The sequence below is a fragment of the Sphingomonas sp. Leaf4 genome (assembly GCF_920939515.1).
In the GTDB taxonomy this organism is placed as follows: domain Bacteria; phylum Pseudomonadota; class Alphaproteobacteria; order Sphingomonadales; family Sphingomonadaceae; genus Sphingomonas.
Genome location: NZ_CAKLBB010000002.1, coordinates 431,358 through 446,930, shown reverse-complemented (window position 1 = coordinate 446,930; position 15,573 = coordinate 431,358). Strand labels below are relative to the sequence as shown.

Sequence of the window (15,573 nt, the reverse complement as noted above, 5' to 3'; positions counted from 1 at the left end):
GCGTCATCGCGCCGGGCGGGTCGCGAGCAACGTCGCCAGCGTGACCGGGGCAAAACCATGAACGTCGACGCCGACGTCGAACTGGCGCGGCAACGGCTTTAGCCGGCCATGGCTGTGCCCGTGAAGATTGATCGCGCGCTTGTGCTGCCCGTGCCAGCTTCGGAACGGATAATGGCACAGGACCAGCGCGTGGCCGTCGACCGCGATCTCGGTATAGTCGCCGACGCTGGCCCAGCCGGTAGCGGCGGCGGTCGCATCGGGATCGTTGTTGCCGCGGAGCAGGTGTTTGGTGCCGTGCAGCCGGGCGAGCAGTCCGGGGAGATCGGCCGGACGGCGGGCGACATCGCCCAGATGCCACACGCTATGGTCGGGCGCGACGACGGCGTTCCACCGTTCGATCAGGCACGCATCCATCGCGGCGACGCTGTCGAACGGGCGGCGCTGGATATTGATCGTCCGGTGATCGCCGAAATGGGTGTCGGCGGTGAAGAAGACCGTCATGTCCAGTACAGGACGCGCGCCGCCGGCAGCGCGGCCGCGATCCGTTCCTCGAAGAAGCCGCGCAGCGACCGCATCGTCGCCGGATCATACACCTGTTTCTCGGTGCCGAACTTCGTGGTCTTGGTGGTGCGACCGGTCATCGACATGTCGAGCGCCGAACCGGGATACCAGCGTTCCAGCACCGCCTTCGATCCGGCGTTGAAGCGATGGGTGATGAGCTCGACGGTCAGGTCGAGATCGGCGATTCCGCCAAGCGCGGCGGCGGCATCGTCGATCAGCGCGCCATAGGCCTCGCGCCAGCCCGGCATGGCGAGGATCGGCGCGATCGTGAGCCCGATCGGGTATCCCGCCAGCGCCATCCGCCGCAGCCCGGCAAGCCGCGCCGCGACCGGCGACGTGCCGCCCTCGAACCGGGCGAAGGCGTGCGGGTTGATCGACGCCCGCATCCGGGTACGGCCGCCGTGGTCGATAGCCAGCAGCGGGGCGACATCGGCGAACTTGGTGGTGAAGCGCAGTTGCACCGGCGCCTGCCACCGGCCGAACCACGCGATCGTCGCCGACAGCGAACCGGTGATCGGCTCCAGCGCCAGCGGATCGGTATAACAGGACGCCTCGAACGTGGTGCCCTCGTGCGCGCGATGCCGATCGCGCGAGGTGATCATCCCCTGCCCGAAATGATCCGGCAGGACGGCCAGTATCTCGTCGAGATTGGCATAGACGCGGGTGATCGGCGGCCCCTTCAACGATCCGGCGAGATAGCAATAGCCGCAATGCGCCGGGCATCCTTCGGCAAGGTCGACCCGCCAGTCGGCACTCGGCGCGATCGGTTGCAGCCGGCGTTTCGACGGCGGCGCGACGACGACCGCGAGCGTCGATTTGGCGGCGGCATAGGCGCGGCGGGGATCGTCGGGCAGGTCGAGCGAGAGGCGGTCGCCCGGCAATTCGACGATCTCGATCCCGCCGATCGCCGCCGCCCGTTCGGCAATGGCGCGACCATGGGCGAACGCCCGTGCCGCGCGGGTGAGGAGGAGGCGGCGTGGCCGCCATCCGGCGCGGGAATCACTTGCGGGTTCGGTGACGATGGGCATCGACGGTGAACGATCGGCGCTCCGGGATGGTCCGGCCGCCCGGTTCGGCTTCGATTGAAATCTGGCCCGACGCCATACCGGCGTAATGATCCGGCGCTATGCGCCGCCGCGCGATGCAGGGCGACGGACGATCGGGAATGGACGGGCGGGGACGATGGTGCCGCTGATCGCGCTGCTGGTGGGGATCGCCGCGCCCGACGATCCGGTCATCGTCGTCGACCTGCCGCGCGGGCCGGCGGGACCGGGGTTACGGGCGATCGCGCGCAGCGCCGACCAGCCGCTGGTCGCGCGGCCGCAGGATCTGGCGGGGCGCACCGGCCCGCCGTTGAAAGGGCGGATGGCGTTGTCGCGGGCGCTGGCGCGGTGGTGCGGCGCGGCGCGGCTCGATTGCCGGCGCGAGGCGCATGGTATCGTCGTCCGCGCCGCCGCCGTGCCACCGCCACAGCGGTTGCGATTGGTGGCCGCTCCATCCGGTCCCGGCGATGTTCCGGTCGTGGCCGACATCGTCGTCACCGGGCGGCGGGGCGTCACCGCACGGCCTGCACAGGATCGCAGCTATTCCGCGACGCATATCGATGCCGATTCGTTTGCCCGGCGGCAACCCGACAGTCTGGCCGAGGTGCTGGCGACGGTGCCCGGGCTGTGGGTCGATCCATCGGCCGGCACCGCCGCCAATACCGTCCGGGTGCGCGGCCTGCCACTCGACGGGTATCAGGCGCTGGCGGTGCAGGAGGACGGATTGCCGGTGCAGCACGACACGCTGCCGTGGAGCGACATCGACCAGTTCGTCCGCCCCGACCTGATGATCGACAGCGCCGATTATGTGCGCGGCGGGCCGTCGGCCATCTTCGCGAGCAACGCGCCGGGGGGCATCCTGAACCTTCGTACCCGTGCGCCAACGGCCGGTGGCGGCGGCGCGGCACGGGTGACGGTCAACGATCGCGGGCTGTTGCGGCTGGAGGGCTATCGCAACGCCGGGATCGGCCGTTGGTCGGTGATCGCGGGCGGCGGCGTGTCGCGCGATCCGGGGGTCCGGCGGATCGCGACGACGCTGGGCGGATGGCAGGCGCGGCTTCGCGCCGACCGCCCGATCGGCAGCGACGGCCGGCTGACGCTGGCGGTACGGCTGCTCAACGACGACACGCTGAACGTCTCCTCGCTCCCGCTGCGCCGCATCGGGACGAAGGTGACGCCGTTGCCGGGGTTCGATCCACGGCGCGATTCGTGGTTCGGCCCCGATCTGGCGCGGGTCGATTTCGCGGCGCCGGGAGTGCGTCCGGTCGCGCGCAACAATCGCAATCGGCTGGTCGCGGCGACGGCGACGATGGTGCTGCCGGTCGGCGACTGGCGCGTCACGTGGCGCGGGCGACAGCGCCTGTCGCGGACCAACCGCTATGCGCTGTCGACCTCGGGCGTGCCGCAAAGCGCGCGGGCCGTGCTCGATGCCGCCCTGCCACGGCTTTCGGCCACCTTTCCGGCGCTGGCCGGCGTCGCGCTGCGCCGGACGGTCGACGCCAGTCCGTTCGCGGCGCTGCCCGGCAATGATCTGGTTGAGACGATCAACCCCGTCGCCGCCGATGTTCGCCTGCGCGAAACGATCGGCGAGATGACCGCCACCCGCACCGTCGATCTCGCCGGGCGGCATGACCTGACGTTCGGCGGCTACGGCGTCGCCTATCGCTGGCGGTTTGCGCGGGCGGTGGCGCGGGCATTGGTCGAGGCGCGGGGCCAGGGGCGGCTGCTCGATCTGGTGGCGATCGACGGCGACGGGCGGATGATCGGCAGTCTGACCGACCATGGCCTGCTCAGCCGCGGCAGCACCTATGAGGCGATCGACGCGCGGCAGCGGACGGCCGCGCTGTTCGCCGCCGACGAATGGAACCTGACGCCGCACCTGCGCCTCGACACCGGGCTGCGTCATGAATGGCTGACGATGAACGCCACGATCGCGCAGCCCGTCCGGATCGATGGGGGCGATCCCGCGACGATCGCCGACGATGCGCTGGTCGTACCATCGGGGCAGACCCGGCCGGCCCGTGCGCGGGTCGCCGGGGGGAGCGCGACGGCGGCGCTGCACTGGCGCGTGACCCCTGCGATCGGCCTGTTCGCGCGGGCGACGCAGGCGACGCGGATGCCCGACCCCGGCGTGTTCCGCAGCGCCGATGCCGACCCCCGCCGCACGACGCAGGTCGACCAGCAGGAACTGGGCCTGTTGTGGCGGACCACGGGGGTGTCGGTCGATGCGACGCTGTTCGCCAGCCGCTTCGCCCGGATCGCGATCGACACGCTGGTCGTCCATCCGCACAGCGGCGCGATCGTCCCCGACCGGACCGGGGCACGGGCGCGGACGATCGGCGTGGAGATCGATGCGCACTGGCGGGTGGCACCGTCGATCGGGATAGATTTGGCGGCGACGCTGCAGGACCCACGACTGATCGACTATCGCGTCGACGAACAGATCGACGGCACGGTCGTCCGTACCGATCTGAGCGGGCGGACCCCGCGTCGGGTGCCCTATGCGATGGCCCGCATCGGACTGGTCGGCGACGTGCCGGGCGTGCCGATCACCCTCGATCTCGATGCGACGGCGATGGGGCGGCGCTATGCCGACGATGCCAACACCTTGCCGCTGCCGCCGTTCGCGCTGATCGACATCGGCGCGCGCTGGCGGTTGCGGAACGAACTGACGCTGCGACTGCGCGCGACCAACCTGTTCGATGCGATCGCGGTGATGCAGGGCGATGCGATCGGCGGTGAGGTCCGCGCCCCCGCCGGTGAAATTTTCGTCGGCCGTGCCCAGCAGGGCCGCATCGTCGAGGCGGCGATCAACTGGCGGTTCTGAGCCGCCGGCGGTAGCGGGCGAGTTCGCGCGCGGCGCGGCGCAGGTCGGCGCGAAACGCCGCCTCGCCATGGTCGCGGGCGACGATCGCGGCGGCGGCGAGGTATCCGCCTTCGACCGCGCTCCACGAATGCGATCCGCAGATCCAGCGGCTCGCGCCATAGCTGCGCCCGCGGGCGAGGATCGGCTGCGCGCGGTCGGGCAACAGCTCCGCCATTACCAGCGCGAAGGCCCAGCCGTGCGCGGTATGGCCGGAGGGATAGTCGCCGTTCGCCGCCAGCGCCGCCGTCCGTGGTTCGCAGATCGGCGCGGCGCTTGCCACGAACGGCCGACGCGACTGCCAATATGCCTTGGCCTGGCCGATCGCCGCCGACCGGTCGCTGCCGAACCGGTCGAGCAGCCGCCGCGTCGCGGGCAGCCGCGTCAGATCGAGCCGAAATCCGATCGCGTCGGCAAAACGCTCGGGCAGGTCCGACGACACGTCGGCCGCCGCCAGCCGCCAGCGCGGATCGTCAGGCACACCGCGTTCGGTCGCGAAGATTCGCGCATCGGCATCGGCCCGCGCGCTGCCGGCCAGGGGCGGCCCGGGCAGGATCGCGGTCAGGTCCGGGCGTTGCGCCGGCGTGAGGTAGCCGGGCTGAACCGCCGCGATGGCGAGTAGATAAACGAACATCGATCCAACCTGCTGCTGTCTGTATGAACGGTAGAGTATCGTTCCTGTCGATCGGGGACATTCCTGTTAGATTACGTTCTTGGTAGCGGTGGCTTATATCCGGTAACAAAACTGCAATAACTGTCACAAAACTTTTACAAATTTCTTTGTCCCCACCCGAACCGGCCGATGTTCTTCCCGGTCAATCGTTCGATGCCGGACGATACCGGGGTTTGATTGGGGAATTTTCATGCAGAACAATAGCTGGCGGTGGATGGCATCCACCGCGCTGATCCTGTGCGCGCAACCGGCGCTGGCGCAGGTCGCGCCGGGCGATACGACCGACACGGGTGCCGCCGACGAGATCGTCGTCAGCGGCTATCGCACCGGGCTGGCGCAGGCGCGCGATATGAAGCGTCGCGCGACCGGCATTCAGGATTCGATCGCCGCGACCGACATCGCCGCCTTCCCCGATCTGAACCTTGCCGAAGCGCTGCAACGCCTGCCCGGCGTCGCGATCAACCGCGAGGCGGGCGAGGGACGCCGGATCAGCCTGCGCGGCCTCGGCCCCGATTTCGCGCGGGTGCAACTGAACGGCATGGAAGTGCTGGGCAACGTCGATTCGCCGCAGGACAGCCGGGGACAGACGACCCGCGACCGCGCGTTCGATTTCAACCTGTTCGCCGCCGAACTGTTCAGCCGGGTCGACGTCCGCAAATCCTATGCCGCCGACCAGACCGAGGGCGGGCTCGCCGGAACCGTCGGGCTGTTCAGCGCGCGACCGTTCGACAACAAGGGCTTTCGCGCGGCCGTCGGCGGACAGATCGGCACCAACAGCCTGACCCGCGACGTGCAGCCGCGCTTCACCGCGCTGGTGTCGCAGAACTGGGGCGATGTCGGCATCCTGCTGTCGGGGGCGTACAGCCGCCGCCAGACGCGCGAGGAAGGGTTCGACACCTATCGCTGGCGGCTGAACAATGCCGCCGGCAGCAACATCGCCAAATTGTCGGCCGAGGATCAGGCGGCAGTGCAATCGGGCACGCTGCGGTTCGCGCGGGGCAATCGCCTGTCGGTATGGGACAGCACGCAGGAGCGGATCGGCCTGACCGGATCGATCCAGTGGAAGCCGATGCCGAACGCTACGGTGACGCTCGACGGTCTGTACGGCCGGTTCAGCGGCGACCGGTTCGAAACCCATCTGGCCTCGCGCGGTGGTGGCGGTTCGACGTGGCTGGGCGGCGGCGGCACCTTTGCCGGCGTCACCTATCCCAACGCCACCATCAACGCGCTCGAGTATAACGACCAGCGCGAGGTCGTGTACCTCGACGTCAGCGGCGCGAACACCGCGACCGAGACGCGGCGGCAGGACACGAAGAACGTGTTCAGGCAACTGGTGCTGAGCGGCGACGCCGAAGTGGCACCGGGCGTCCGGCTGACCGCGCTGGGCGGTGTCGAGCGGTCGCGCTTCTCGATCCCCCTCAGCGACAAATTCTACCTCGAAACCTATGGCGACGTGGTGTCCGACTATCGCGGCGGCACCTATTCGCTGGTCAACACCTATAAGTACGACACCGCCGATGCCACGCGCTGGCACGCGCGCAACATCAACATCGGCGCCAGCTATCAGGATTCGGCGTTCGACAATGCCAAGGGTTCGCTTGGCTGGGACGTGATGCCCGGCGGCACGATCAGCGTCGGCGGCGAATGGCGCCGGTTCGGCAACAGCGGCTATGGTCAGGGCGTCGACAACGTGCTGCTGCCGCAATTCCGGTCGGGCGCGGTCAGTTCGAACATCGCCGCCTATGCCCGCACCTATCGCGACTATCCCGGACAGGACTGGACCGTCGTCGATTATGCCAAGGCATTGCAGACGCTGGGCGTCAACCGCGCCGATTATCTCGGCACGCGCCAGAACGTCTTCACTGTCGAGGAACGCACCGGCGCGGGCTTCGTGCAATATGACTGGGACCAGATGCTCGGCGCGCTGCCGTTCCGCGGCAATGCTGGGTTCCGCTATTACCGTACCGACGTGATCTCGTCGGGTGTCGCCAATGTCGGACAAGTGACGGTGCGCGGCGACTATGACGGCGTGTTGCCGGCGATGAACCTCGTCGTTGAACCGGCACGCGGGCTGATCGTCCGGGCCGCCGCCGCACGCAACATCAACCGGCCGGGCCTCGGATCGCTGGCGGTGAACGGCAGCGTGGCGCGCGACAATGGCGAAGTGACGGTATCGATCGGCAATCCGAACCTGCGGCCCTATCGCTCGGCCGACCTCGACCTGTCGATCGAACGCTATTTCGGTAAGGTCGGCTATGTCGCCGCCGCGCTGTTCCACAAGAAGCTCGACGGCTTCATCACCAACCGGACGATCAACAACGTCGCCTTTGCCACCACCGGCCTGCCGACCAGCCTGCTGCCCGGATTGACCGACACGACCAACGTCGCCTCGTTCAGCCGGCCGGTGAACATCGGCAAGACCGACATCACCGGTCTGGAGCTGTCGGGGCAGAGCGACTTCACGTTCCTGCCCGCGCCGTTCGATCATCTGGGCACGGTGCTGAACCTGACGCTGATCGATTCCAAGTTCGACTATGCGACGATCATCCCCGGCAGCACGCGGACGACGCTGGAGGGATTGAGCCGGGTCAACGCCAATGCGACGCTCTATTATCAGGACGATCGCTTCAACGCGCGCGTCTCGGGCAATTATCGCAGCCCCTATGTCTTCAGTGCGTCGCCGGTGTTCAGCACGTTGGGCAAGGATCAGGACATCACCGGCTATGAGAGCACCTTCTATGTCGATTTCTCGGCGCGCTATACCATCGTGCCGGGAATGCAGTTGACGCTCGACGGCATCAACCTGACCGATCAGCGCGAACGGCAATATTCGGACTCGACGAAGCGCCTGTACGTGTCGACCCATTCCGGGGCGACCGTCCTCGGCGGGGTGCGCGTCACCTTCTGAATACCCGGGCGGGGCCGCTGCGGCGGTCCCGCCCGATTGTCGTTGCCCGCGTGCCGCCACGCGATAAAGGACCGGCGTGCCGCCACCTGTGCCCCCACGATGTCCCCGATCCCGATGCCGCCCGCTCTACGGGCAGGGGACGCGCGCGTGAGCGGCACGGCGGCGGCGCTGACGGCGGGCTATGCCCGGCTGCTCGCCTATGCCCGCAAACGGCTGCGCGATCCCGATCAGGCGGAGGAGGTAGTGCAGGAAACGATGCTGCGCGTCATCGAACAGGACCGGCGACAGACGATCGAGCAACCGCTCGCCTATGCGTTCCGCGTGGCGGATTCGGTCGTCTATGCCGGTGCCCGGCGCGACGGGCGGGCGGGCGAGCCCGTCGATCCCGACCTGGTCTGCGCCGCGCCGCTGCCCGATGCCACGCTGGATTACCGGCAACGGCTGGCCCGGTTCGAAACCGTCCTCGCCACCCTGCCCGCGCAGCGCCGCACGGTGTTCGTCAAACGCCATATCGAGGGCAAGTCGCGCGGCGAGATCGCCGAGGAGCTGGGCATAGGAATCGAAGCGGTGAAGAAGCACCTCGTCCGCGCGATGATCGATCTTGCCGCTGTCGCCGACGCACTGGACCTCGGGCAATGATCGCTGACGGGGTGCTGGCGATCGCCGCCGACTGGGCCGATCGCGGTGAAACGCTGGACGCCCCGGGCCGTGCCGAACTGCGCGCGTGGCTGGCGGAGTCGCTCGATCATGCCGTCGCGTTCGACCGGTTCCGTCGCCTGCTGGGCGATCCGGCCCTGTTCGATGCGGTGGCGAGCGAACCCGCCCTGCCGCCGACAGCGGCACCCCGCCGGGCGCGCTGGCGGGGACGTGGGGTCGGCACCCGGTTGCGGCGGAGGCTCGCCATCGCCGCGGCGGCAGTGCTGGTGATCGTCGCGGTGCCACTCGGCTGGCGGGCGGTCGCCCCCGGCCCCGTTGACCGGCGGGACTATGCCAGCGCCATCGCTCAGCGGCGCGCGGTGATGCTCCCCGATGGATCGGCGATGACGCTCGATGCCGCATCCCGCATCACCATCGCCTTCGGCAGCGGCGGGCGCGACCTGTCGCTCGCCACGGGGGCGGCGCGCTTCGACGTCCGCCACGACGGCACGCGACCGTTTCGCGTGGATACCGGCGATGCGACGATGACCGCGCTCGGCACCAATTTCAGCGCCGAACGACTGCCGGGGGGCAGCGAGCTGCGGGTCTTTCGCGGCCGCGTCCGGCTCGACGTGCCCGGCAGCGAACCGGTGGTGGTCGAGGCGGGACGCTATGCCAGCGTTCGCGACGGCGGCATCCTGCTCCATCGGTTGGGCGATGCCGACCGGATGAGCTGGCGCGGCGCATGGATCGATGGCGACGCCATCCCGCTCGCCACCGCCGTCGCGCGGCTGCAACGCTATAGCGCCACGCCGATACGGCTCGCCGACCCGATGCTCGGACGGCTCAGCGTCAGCGGCCGCTTCCCGCTCGATGCGCCCGATCGCTCGGTCGCGCTGATCGCGTCGCTATTCGATCTGTCGGTCGACCGGCGAAGCGGAGCGCTGTGCCTGACGTCCGCCCGCTACCCACGGTGCGCTGTGCGATAGGCGAGGTCATCGCCCGCCCGCGCTGCGCCGATGACCGCCATGGCGTGATCCGCGAACCGGGCCTTCTCCCCGACTGGCGCGACATAGTGCAGTGCCTCGCGCGCCATGGCGGTCGAGCCGAGGCGCGCGATCATCCATGCGGCGAGATAGGGTGCGGCAAGGCAGCCGCCCGCCGTCGCGACATTGCCATGCGCGGCGAACGGCGCGTCGATGACGGTGACGCCCGCCTCCACCACCCATGGCTTCGTCGTCAGATCGGTACACGCCGGCAGGTCGCCGATCAGTCCGAGCTTGGCCAGCAGCAGCGTCCCCGAACATTGCGCCGCGATCAACTGCCGCGTCGGATCGAGCCTAAGCCGCGCAAGCAGGCCCGCATCGGCGGCGATCTCACGGGTGCGGATACCACTGCCGATCAGCACCGCATCGGCTTCCTCCACGAATGTGATCGGGCGCTGGCGATGAACGGTGACGCCGTTCATCGACGTCACGCTTTCGTCCGGCGAAGTGATGTGCGCCGCCCAGCCGTGCGGGCGCAGGCGATTGAGGATCGCGGCGGCCACGAACGAATCCAGTTCGTTGAAGCCGTCGAAGGTCAGGATCGCGACCTGCATCAGCGCTGCATCCGCCCGGTGAACAGCGTCCGCGTGGTGCCCGCGACCCACACTTGTCCGCTGGCGTCCTGCGACACATGGATGCGTCCGGTCCGCCCCAGCCGTGTGCCCTGCGCGGCGATATAGCTGCCGCTCACCCGGCCGCTGGCGAACAGCCACTGCCCGACCGAGGCGTTGAGGCTGCCGGTCACGGGGTCCTCGATCAGCCCGCCATGCGCGTCGGTGAAGAAGGCGCGCAGCTCGAACGCGCTTTCCGCGCCGGGCGCATGCGGGCCGACGATACCGATGTCAATATGCTCGGGATGGTGGCGTGCCGGTTCGACCGCCAGCACCGCGTCGGCCGATTCGAGCAGGACGGCGATCCAGCCCGGACCATTGTCCGCCCATGCCGCATCGACGATCGCCGCGCGGTCGATCCGCAGCAGCGTCGCCACCTCGGCGATCTCCGCTTCGGTCGGAGTGCCGCCGCGCAACAGCGGCGGGGCAGCGAAGGCGAGACTGTCGCCCCCCTGCCGGATCGTCACCAGCCCGACGCCACATTGCTGCACGATCGTCCCCTCCTGCTTCCGCCGCCCGCCCGCCGCCAGCCAAGCATGCACGCTGCCCAGCGTGGGATGCCCCGCAAAGGGCAGTTCGTGCGCCATGGTGAAAATGCGGACGCGATAGTCCGCCGCCGGATCGGTCGGCGCCAACAGGAAGGTCGTCTCCGAAAAGTTCAGCCAGCCGGCGATCGCCTGCATCTCCTCGCCCGACAGCCCTTCGGCATCGGCGATGACCGCCAGCGGGTTGCCGGTCAGCGGGCCGGTGCCGAACACGTCGACGAGATGGAACGGGCGGGTCATGGTCGTGGATCTCCTGCGGATGCGGGCTCGTCCTATCGCGCGCCGACTGGCGTCGACAGACACGCATCGGTACGATCGCGTCGAACTGTATTGGCGACACCGGCAGCACAATGGCGACTATTTCCCCCGACGAAACCCACACCAGCCGAGTGGTCCGCACGATCCGCGATCGGATCGAGGCGCGCACGCTCACCCCCGGCGCACGGCTCCCGTCGATCCGGGCGATGGCGGAGGCGAGCGGGGTCGCGCGCTCGACGGTGGTCGACGCCTATGACCGGCTGGCGGCCGAAGGCATGATCCGGTCGCGGCCGGGATCGGGCTTCTATGTCGCAGCACCACTGGCCCCGCTCGCGCTCGGCCGGATCGCCCCCGTATCGGAACGCGAGGTCGATCCGCTGTGGATGCTGCGCCAGTCGCTGGGCGAGCAGCGGCACGACCCGATGCCCGGCTGTGGCTGGCTGCCCGACGACTGGCTGGCGGGCGACGCGCTGCGCAAGGCGATGCGCGGTGCCGCGCGTGGTGGGGGCGACGGCGCGCTGGCGGGCTATGCCTCGCCGCTCGGCTCGCTCCCGCTGCGCGCGCTGCTGGCCCGGCGCATGGCCGATCAGGGGATCGAGGCCGGGCCCGACCGGATACTGCTGACCGACAGCGGCACCCACGCGCTCGATCTCGTCTGCCGCTTCCTGCTCCAGCCCGGCGATACGGTGATCGTCGACGATCCGTGCTATTTCAACTTCCTCGCGCTGCTGCGCGCGCACCGTGCCACGGTGATCGGCGTGCCGATGACCCCGACCGGGCCGGACGTCACCGCTTTCGCCGCCGCCGCCGCGACGCATCGACCGCGTTTCTACCTGACCAACTCGGGCGTGCATAACCCGACCGGGGCGACGCTCGGCGCGCCGACCGCGCACCGGCTGCTCAGGATCGCCGAAACCCACGACATGGTCATCGTCGAGGACGACATCTTCGCCGATTTCGAACATGCCCCGGCACCGCGCCTCGCGGCGTTCGATGGGCTCGACCGGACGATCCGTATCGGCAGTTTTTCAAAATCGCTGTCGGCGGCGGTGCGCTGCGGCCATATCGCGGCGCGACCCGACTGGATCGAGGGGCTGGCCGATCTGCGCATCGCCACCTCGGTGGCCGGCAGCCCGCTCACCGCCGACCTGCTGCATGCGGTGCTGACCGATGGCAGCTATCGCCGCCATGTCGAGGGGGTGCGTACCCGCCTCGCCCAAGCGACCGCACGAGTGGTCACGCGGTTGCGCGCGGTCGGCGTCGAGCCATGGATCGAACCGGCCGCCGGCATCTTCCTGTGGGCACGGTTGCCGGACGGGGTCGACGCCGTCGATCTCGCGCGGCGTGCGGTGGCGCAGGGGATCGTGCTGGCCCCGGGGCCGGTGTTCAGCACCGGCGGGGGATGGCGCGACCACATGCGCTTCAACGTTGCGCGCAGCGACGACGATCGCCTGTCCGCCGTCCTGCGCCAGACCGGGAGCAGCCATGCTCCCGGTCTGTAGACTGTTCAGAACGCCGCCGTGACGCCCAGCGAGAATATCCGCCCCTGATCGTAGCGGTTGATATACACCATGTTCCCGCCGTCGAACGTCTGCCCTTCGGTGAAGCGCGTTCCCGTCAGGTTGCGCGCTTCGGCCTTCACCTCCAGCTTGGCGCCGGCGATCTCGAAGCCCTGCCGACCGACGATGTCGAGGCGGATACCCGGACGCTCGATGATGTCGGGCTGGAAGCCGACGCCCGACAGGTTGGCCGGGCCACGGTTGGTCACGCGGTCGCTGGCATAGTTGAACAGCAGGGTGAGCTGCGAAAGCGTCGCCGTGTCCTCAAGGCCCAACTGGACGTTGACCAGATGGTCCGACTGGCCGGTCAGCGGTGCGCCGTCGCGGAACTGCAACTCCGCCGGACCGAAGCCCGCCGCGGTGCAGGGCGCGAGACGCTGGCCCAGCACGTTCGGCACGCAGGTCGCATCGGCGGTGATCGACGATTTGGTGTAGGTATAGTTCACCAGCACCAGCGCACGGCGCGTGGCGAAGAACCCGCCATCGATGAAATCGAGCGGGAAGTATTTCTGCACCTCGAACTCGCCGCCATACAGCGTCGCCTTGGGCAGATTGGTGAAGCCGGTCTGCAACCGGTCGTCCGACCCGGTGTAGAAGCCGACCTGCTCGATCGGATTGTCGATCCGCTTGTAGAAGCCGGCCAGCGTCAGCCGCTGGTCGCGACCGAAGAACCATTCGTACCGTGCTTCGCCGTTGTAGAGCTGGGTATCGGTCAGGAACGGGTTTCCGAAGAACAGGCGATCCGAATCGGGATCGCGGAACTGCTGCGCGGCAAGTTCGCGGAACTGGGGGCGTGAGATCGTCTTGGAGCCGCTCAGGCGAAGCTGCATGTTATTGGTGAAGTTGTAGGTCAGCGTGAGCGCCGGCAGCCAGTAATCATTGTCGAGCACGGTCGGCGCGACATCGACCGGCGTCACCGTTTCCTTCGCCGTTTCGTAGCGCACGCCGACGACGCCGCGCAGGCCATCGGCCAGTTCGGCCTCGCCCTGCACATAGCCGGCGTGGATCAGCAGCCCCGCGTCATAGGCATAGGCACCCAGCGGCGTGTTGAACTGCAACTCGATCGTGCAGCGCCCCGCGCCCTGCAACGGGCAGGCGTTGTAGAGCGAGTCGGGACCCAGCAGATAATCGGGCCGCAGCAGGTTGTTGGGGAAGCCCGGCGCGGTGCCCGCACCCTGGCTCGTCTGGTAATTGAACTGGAGACGGCGCGAGTTACGGCTGGTGTCCGAATAGAAATAGCCGGTCGACAGCGTGATCGGCCGGTCGGTCGGCAGCTTGTACGACAGGTCGGCTTGGCCGGTGTACAGGTCCTCGTTCAGCTCGCTGAACACGACGCTGGCGAACGGCGAGAAGCGCTGCGTCACCTGATACGCACCGTTGCAGTTGAACCGCGACGATACCGGCGCGCCCTGCGTGGTGATCGACAGGCCGTTGGTCGTGCGGTTCGAACACAGATAGTCGAACTGGCGCTCATACGGCGCATTGCGCTTCGAATTGGCAAAGGCACCGCGCGCGTCGAACTTCAGCGCGTCAGTCAGCTTGAACTCGCCGACCAACTGGGTTTCGATGAGCTGGCGTTCGAACCAGTTGGTGTTCTGCTGGACGCGCAGGCCGCTCGGGTTGTTATATTGTTCGGCGGCCGACAGGCGGCCCTGCTTCAGCGTGTCGTGGATATAGACATTGGTCCAGCGGACCGTGCTGTCGGCGAACTGATAGCCGACGCCGAGCAGCGCGTTGGCGACGACCCGGTTGTCGGTCAGCACCGTGCGGAAGTCGTTGCGGATGTTGCCGTTCTCGCTGACGGTGTCCTGCTGGATCGCGTCGCGGGTGCGGAACGTGTTCGACAGGCCGACCGACCCGATCAGGCCGAGGCGGTCGCTGCCGATGTCATAGACCGAGCCGCCCGAGATTTCGCCCGAGAAGTTGGCCGGCAACTGGTTGTTCTGTTGCAACAACGTGGTGCGGGCGTTCGACAGGCGGGCGACCTGATCGACCGGGATCAGGCCGGTGCCCTTGTCGGCGTTCCGGATGAAGTCCGGCACGCCGCGCGTGCCGTCGTCGAACCCGGTCCAGTCGGCCTTGCCGCCGGCATAGGTATAGCCCAGTTCGCTGGTCGTGACCGTGTCGGCGCTGATCGATCCGCCGATCGACACGAAATTCTTGGTCGGGATCGCCTTCGACGTCAGGTTGATGACGCCGCCGCCGAATTCGCCGGGGAAATTGACCGAGTACGTCTTCTGGACCATCGCCGATCCGACGATCGAGGTCGGAAAGATGTCGAGCGGGACCGAGCGGCGCAGCGGCTCGGGGCTGGGCAACGGCGATCCGTTGAGCAGCGACGACGAATAGCGATCGCCGAGGCCACGGACATAGACGAAACCGCCGCCGACGACCGACAGGCCGGTCACGCGGGTCAGCGCGCCGGCGATGTCGCCGTCGCCGGTGCGGGCAATGTCGGCTTCGGACAGGACCGAGACGACCTGCGGCGTGGCGCGCACGACGTTGGGGATGTTGCGGCCGACGACGACGATTTCCTCGGCCGTGTCCTGATCGAAGCCGGGCGAGGACACCTCGACTGCGGTTTCGGCACCGGTCGCCGGGTCGATCGTGGACCCCGGCTGGTTCGCATCGGGCTGCGTGCCGGTCTGCACCGGCGGTGCGGTCGCCGGTGCCGGGGCGGGTGCGCTGGGAGCGGCGGTCTGCGCCAGCACGGCCGGCGCGACCAACTGCGACGTCAGGAGAAGAAGGGTAGCATAGGCGCGACGGTGCTGCATGACCGGGGCTCCAACAAGGAATTCTTGAAAGACGAATGCCGGGGCGGGCGTAGTGGCCCGCCCCGGCATCGGCGTGTCATCGCTGGATAGCGACGC

The 15,573-nt window shown here is 68.6% G+C and carries 11 protein-coding genes; 5 read left to right on the top strand and 6 right to left on the bottom strand.

The annotated features are described in order from the left end of the window. Positions 1-3: 3 nt before the first annotated feature. Together LRA89_RS04615 and LRA89_RS04610 are read right to left on the bottom strand one after the other, a co-directional pair. A complete protein-coding gene (locus tag LRA89_RS04615) occupies positions 4-501 on the bottom strand; it encodes a metallophosphoesterase (RefSeq protein WP_230769182.1) in 498 nt (165 codons plus the stop codon). Then, entirely contained in the window at positions 498-1,589 is a 1,092-nt protein-coding gene (locus LRA89_RS04610; protein ID WP_230769181.1) for an SPL family radical SAM protein, read from the bottom strand. The genes LRA89_RS04615 and LRA89_RS04610 overlap by 4 nt, the downstream gene beginning before the upstream one ends. 85 nt (positions 1,590-1,674) lie before the next feature. Here LRA89_RS04610 and LRA89_RS04605 point away from each other — a divergent pair, with 85 nt between their 5' ends. Next, positions 1,675-4,431: a TonB-dependent receptor gene (locus tag LRA89_RS04605; protein ID WP_230769180.1), complete on the top strand. Its 2,757-nt coding sequence runs from the start codon at positions 1,675-1,677 to the stop codon at positions 4,429-4,431. Here the strand turns inward: LRA89_RS04605 and LRA89_RS04600 are convergent. Further along, complete coding sequence (locus LRA89_RS04600; RefSeq protein WP_056494490.1) at positions 4,415-5,101, bottom strand: acid phosphatase; 687 nt, start codon at positions 5,099-5,101, stop codon at positions 4,415-4,417. The genes LRA89_RS04605 and LRA89_RS04600 overlap by 17 nt on opposite strands. A gap of 229 nt (positions 5,102-5,330) precedes the next feature. On the opposite strand from LRA89_RS04600, the gene LRA89_RS04595 reads away from it, so the two are divergent. The 3 genes from LRA89_RS04595 to LRA89_RS04585 all read left to right on the top strand — a co-directional run bounded on the left by LRA89_RS04595 (position 5,331) and on the right by LRA89_RS04585 (position 9,673). Further along, entirely contained in the window at positions 5,331-8,048 is a 2,718-nt protein-coding gene (locus LRA89_RS04595; RefSeq protein ID WP_230769179.1) for a TonB-dependent receptor, read from the top strand. Between the two features lie 147 nt (positions 8,049-8,195). Then, positions 8,196-8,687, top strand: coding sequence for a sigma-70 family RNA polymerase sigma factor (locus tag LRA89_RS04590; protein WP_055755998.1), 492 nt, complete (start codon positions 8,196-8,198; stop codon positions 8,685-8,687). Continuing rightward, the gene (locus LRA89_RS04585; RefSeq protein WP_230769178.1) at positions 8,684-9,673 is read left to right on the top strand and encodes a FecR family protein; all 990 of its coding nucleotides are present in this window, start codon (positions 8,684-8,686) and stop codon (positions 9,671-9,673) included. Before LRA89_RS04590 ends, LRA89_RS04585 begins: the two co-directional genes overlap by 4 nt. On the opposite strand, the gene LRA89_RS04580 is transcribed toward LRA89_RS04585, so the two are convergent. Both LRA89_RS04580 and LRA89_RS04575 read right to left on the bottom strand, forming a co-directional pair. Further along, positions 9,649-10,284, bottom strand: a complete 636-nt coding sequence (locus LRA89_RS04580) for a DJ-1/PfpI family protein (protein WP_230769177.1) — start codon at positions 10,282-10,284, stop codon at positions 9,649-9,651. The genes LRA89_RS04585 and LRA89_RS04580 overlap by 25 nt on opposite strands. Beyond that, positions 10,284-11,126, bottom strand: coding sequence for a PhzF family phenazine biosynthesis protein (locus tag LRA89_RS04575; RefSeq protein WP_056494477.1), 843 nt, complete (start codon positions 11,124-11,126; stop codon positions 10,284-10,286). The genes LRA89_RS04580 and LRA89_RS04575 overlap by 1 nt, the downstream gene beginning before the upstream one ends. A gap of 110 nt (positions 11,127-11,236) precedes the next feature. Between LRA89_RS04575 and LRA89_RS04570 the strand changes: the two genes are divergently transcribed. Continuing rightward, a complete protein-coding gene (locus LRA89_RS04570) occupies positions 11,237-12,646 on the top strand; it encodes an aminotransferase-like domain-containing protein (RefSeq protein WP_230769176.1) in 1,410 nt (469 codons plus the stop codon). 5 nt (positions 12,647-12,651) lie between these two features. On the opposite strand, the gene LRA89_RS04565 is transcribed toward LRA89_RS04570, so the two are convergent. Beyond that, a complete protein-coding gene (locus tag LRA89_RS04565) occupies positions 12,652-15,477 on the bottom strand; it encodes a TonB-dependent receptor domain-containing protein (protein ID WP_230769175.1) in 2,826 nt (941 codons plus the stop codon). Between the last annotated feature and the right edge of the window lie 96 nt (positions 15,478-15,573).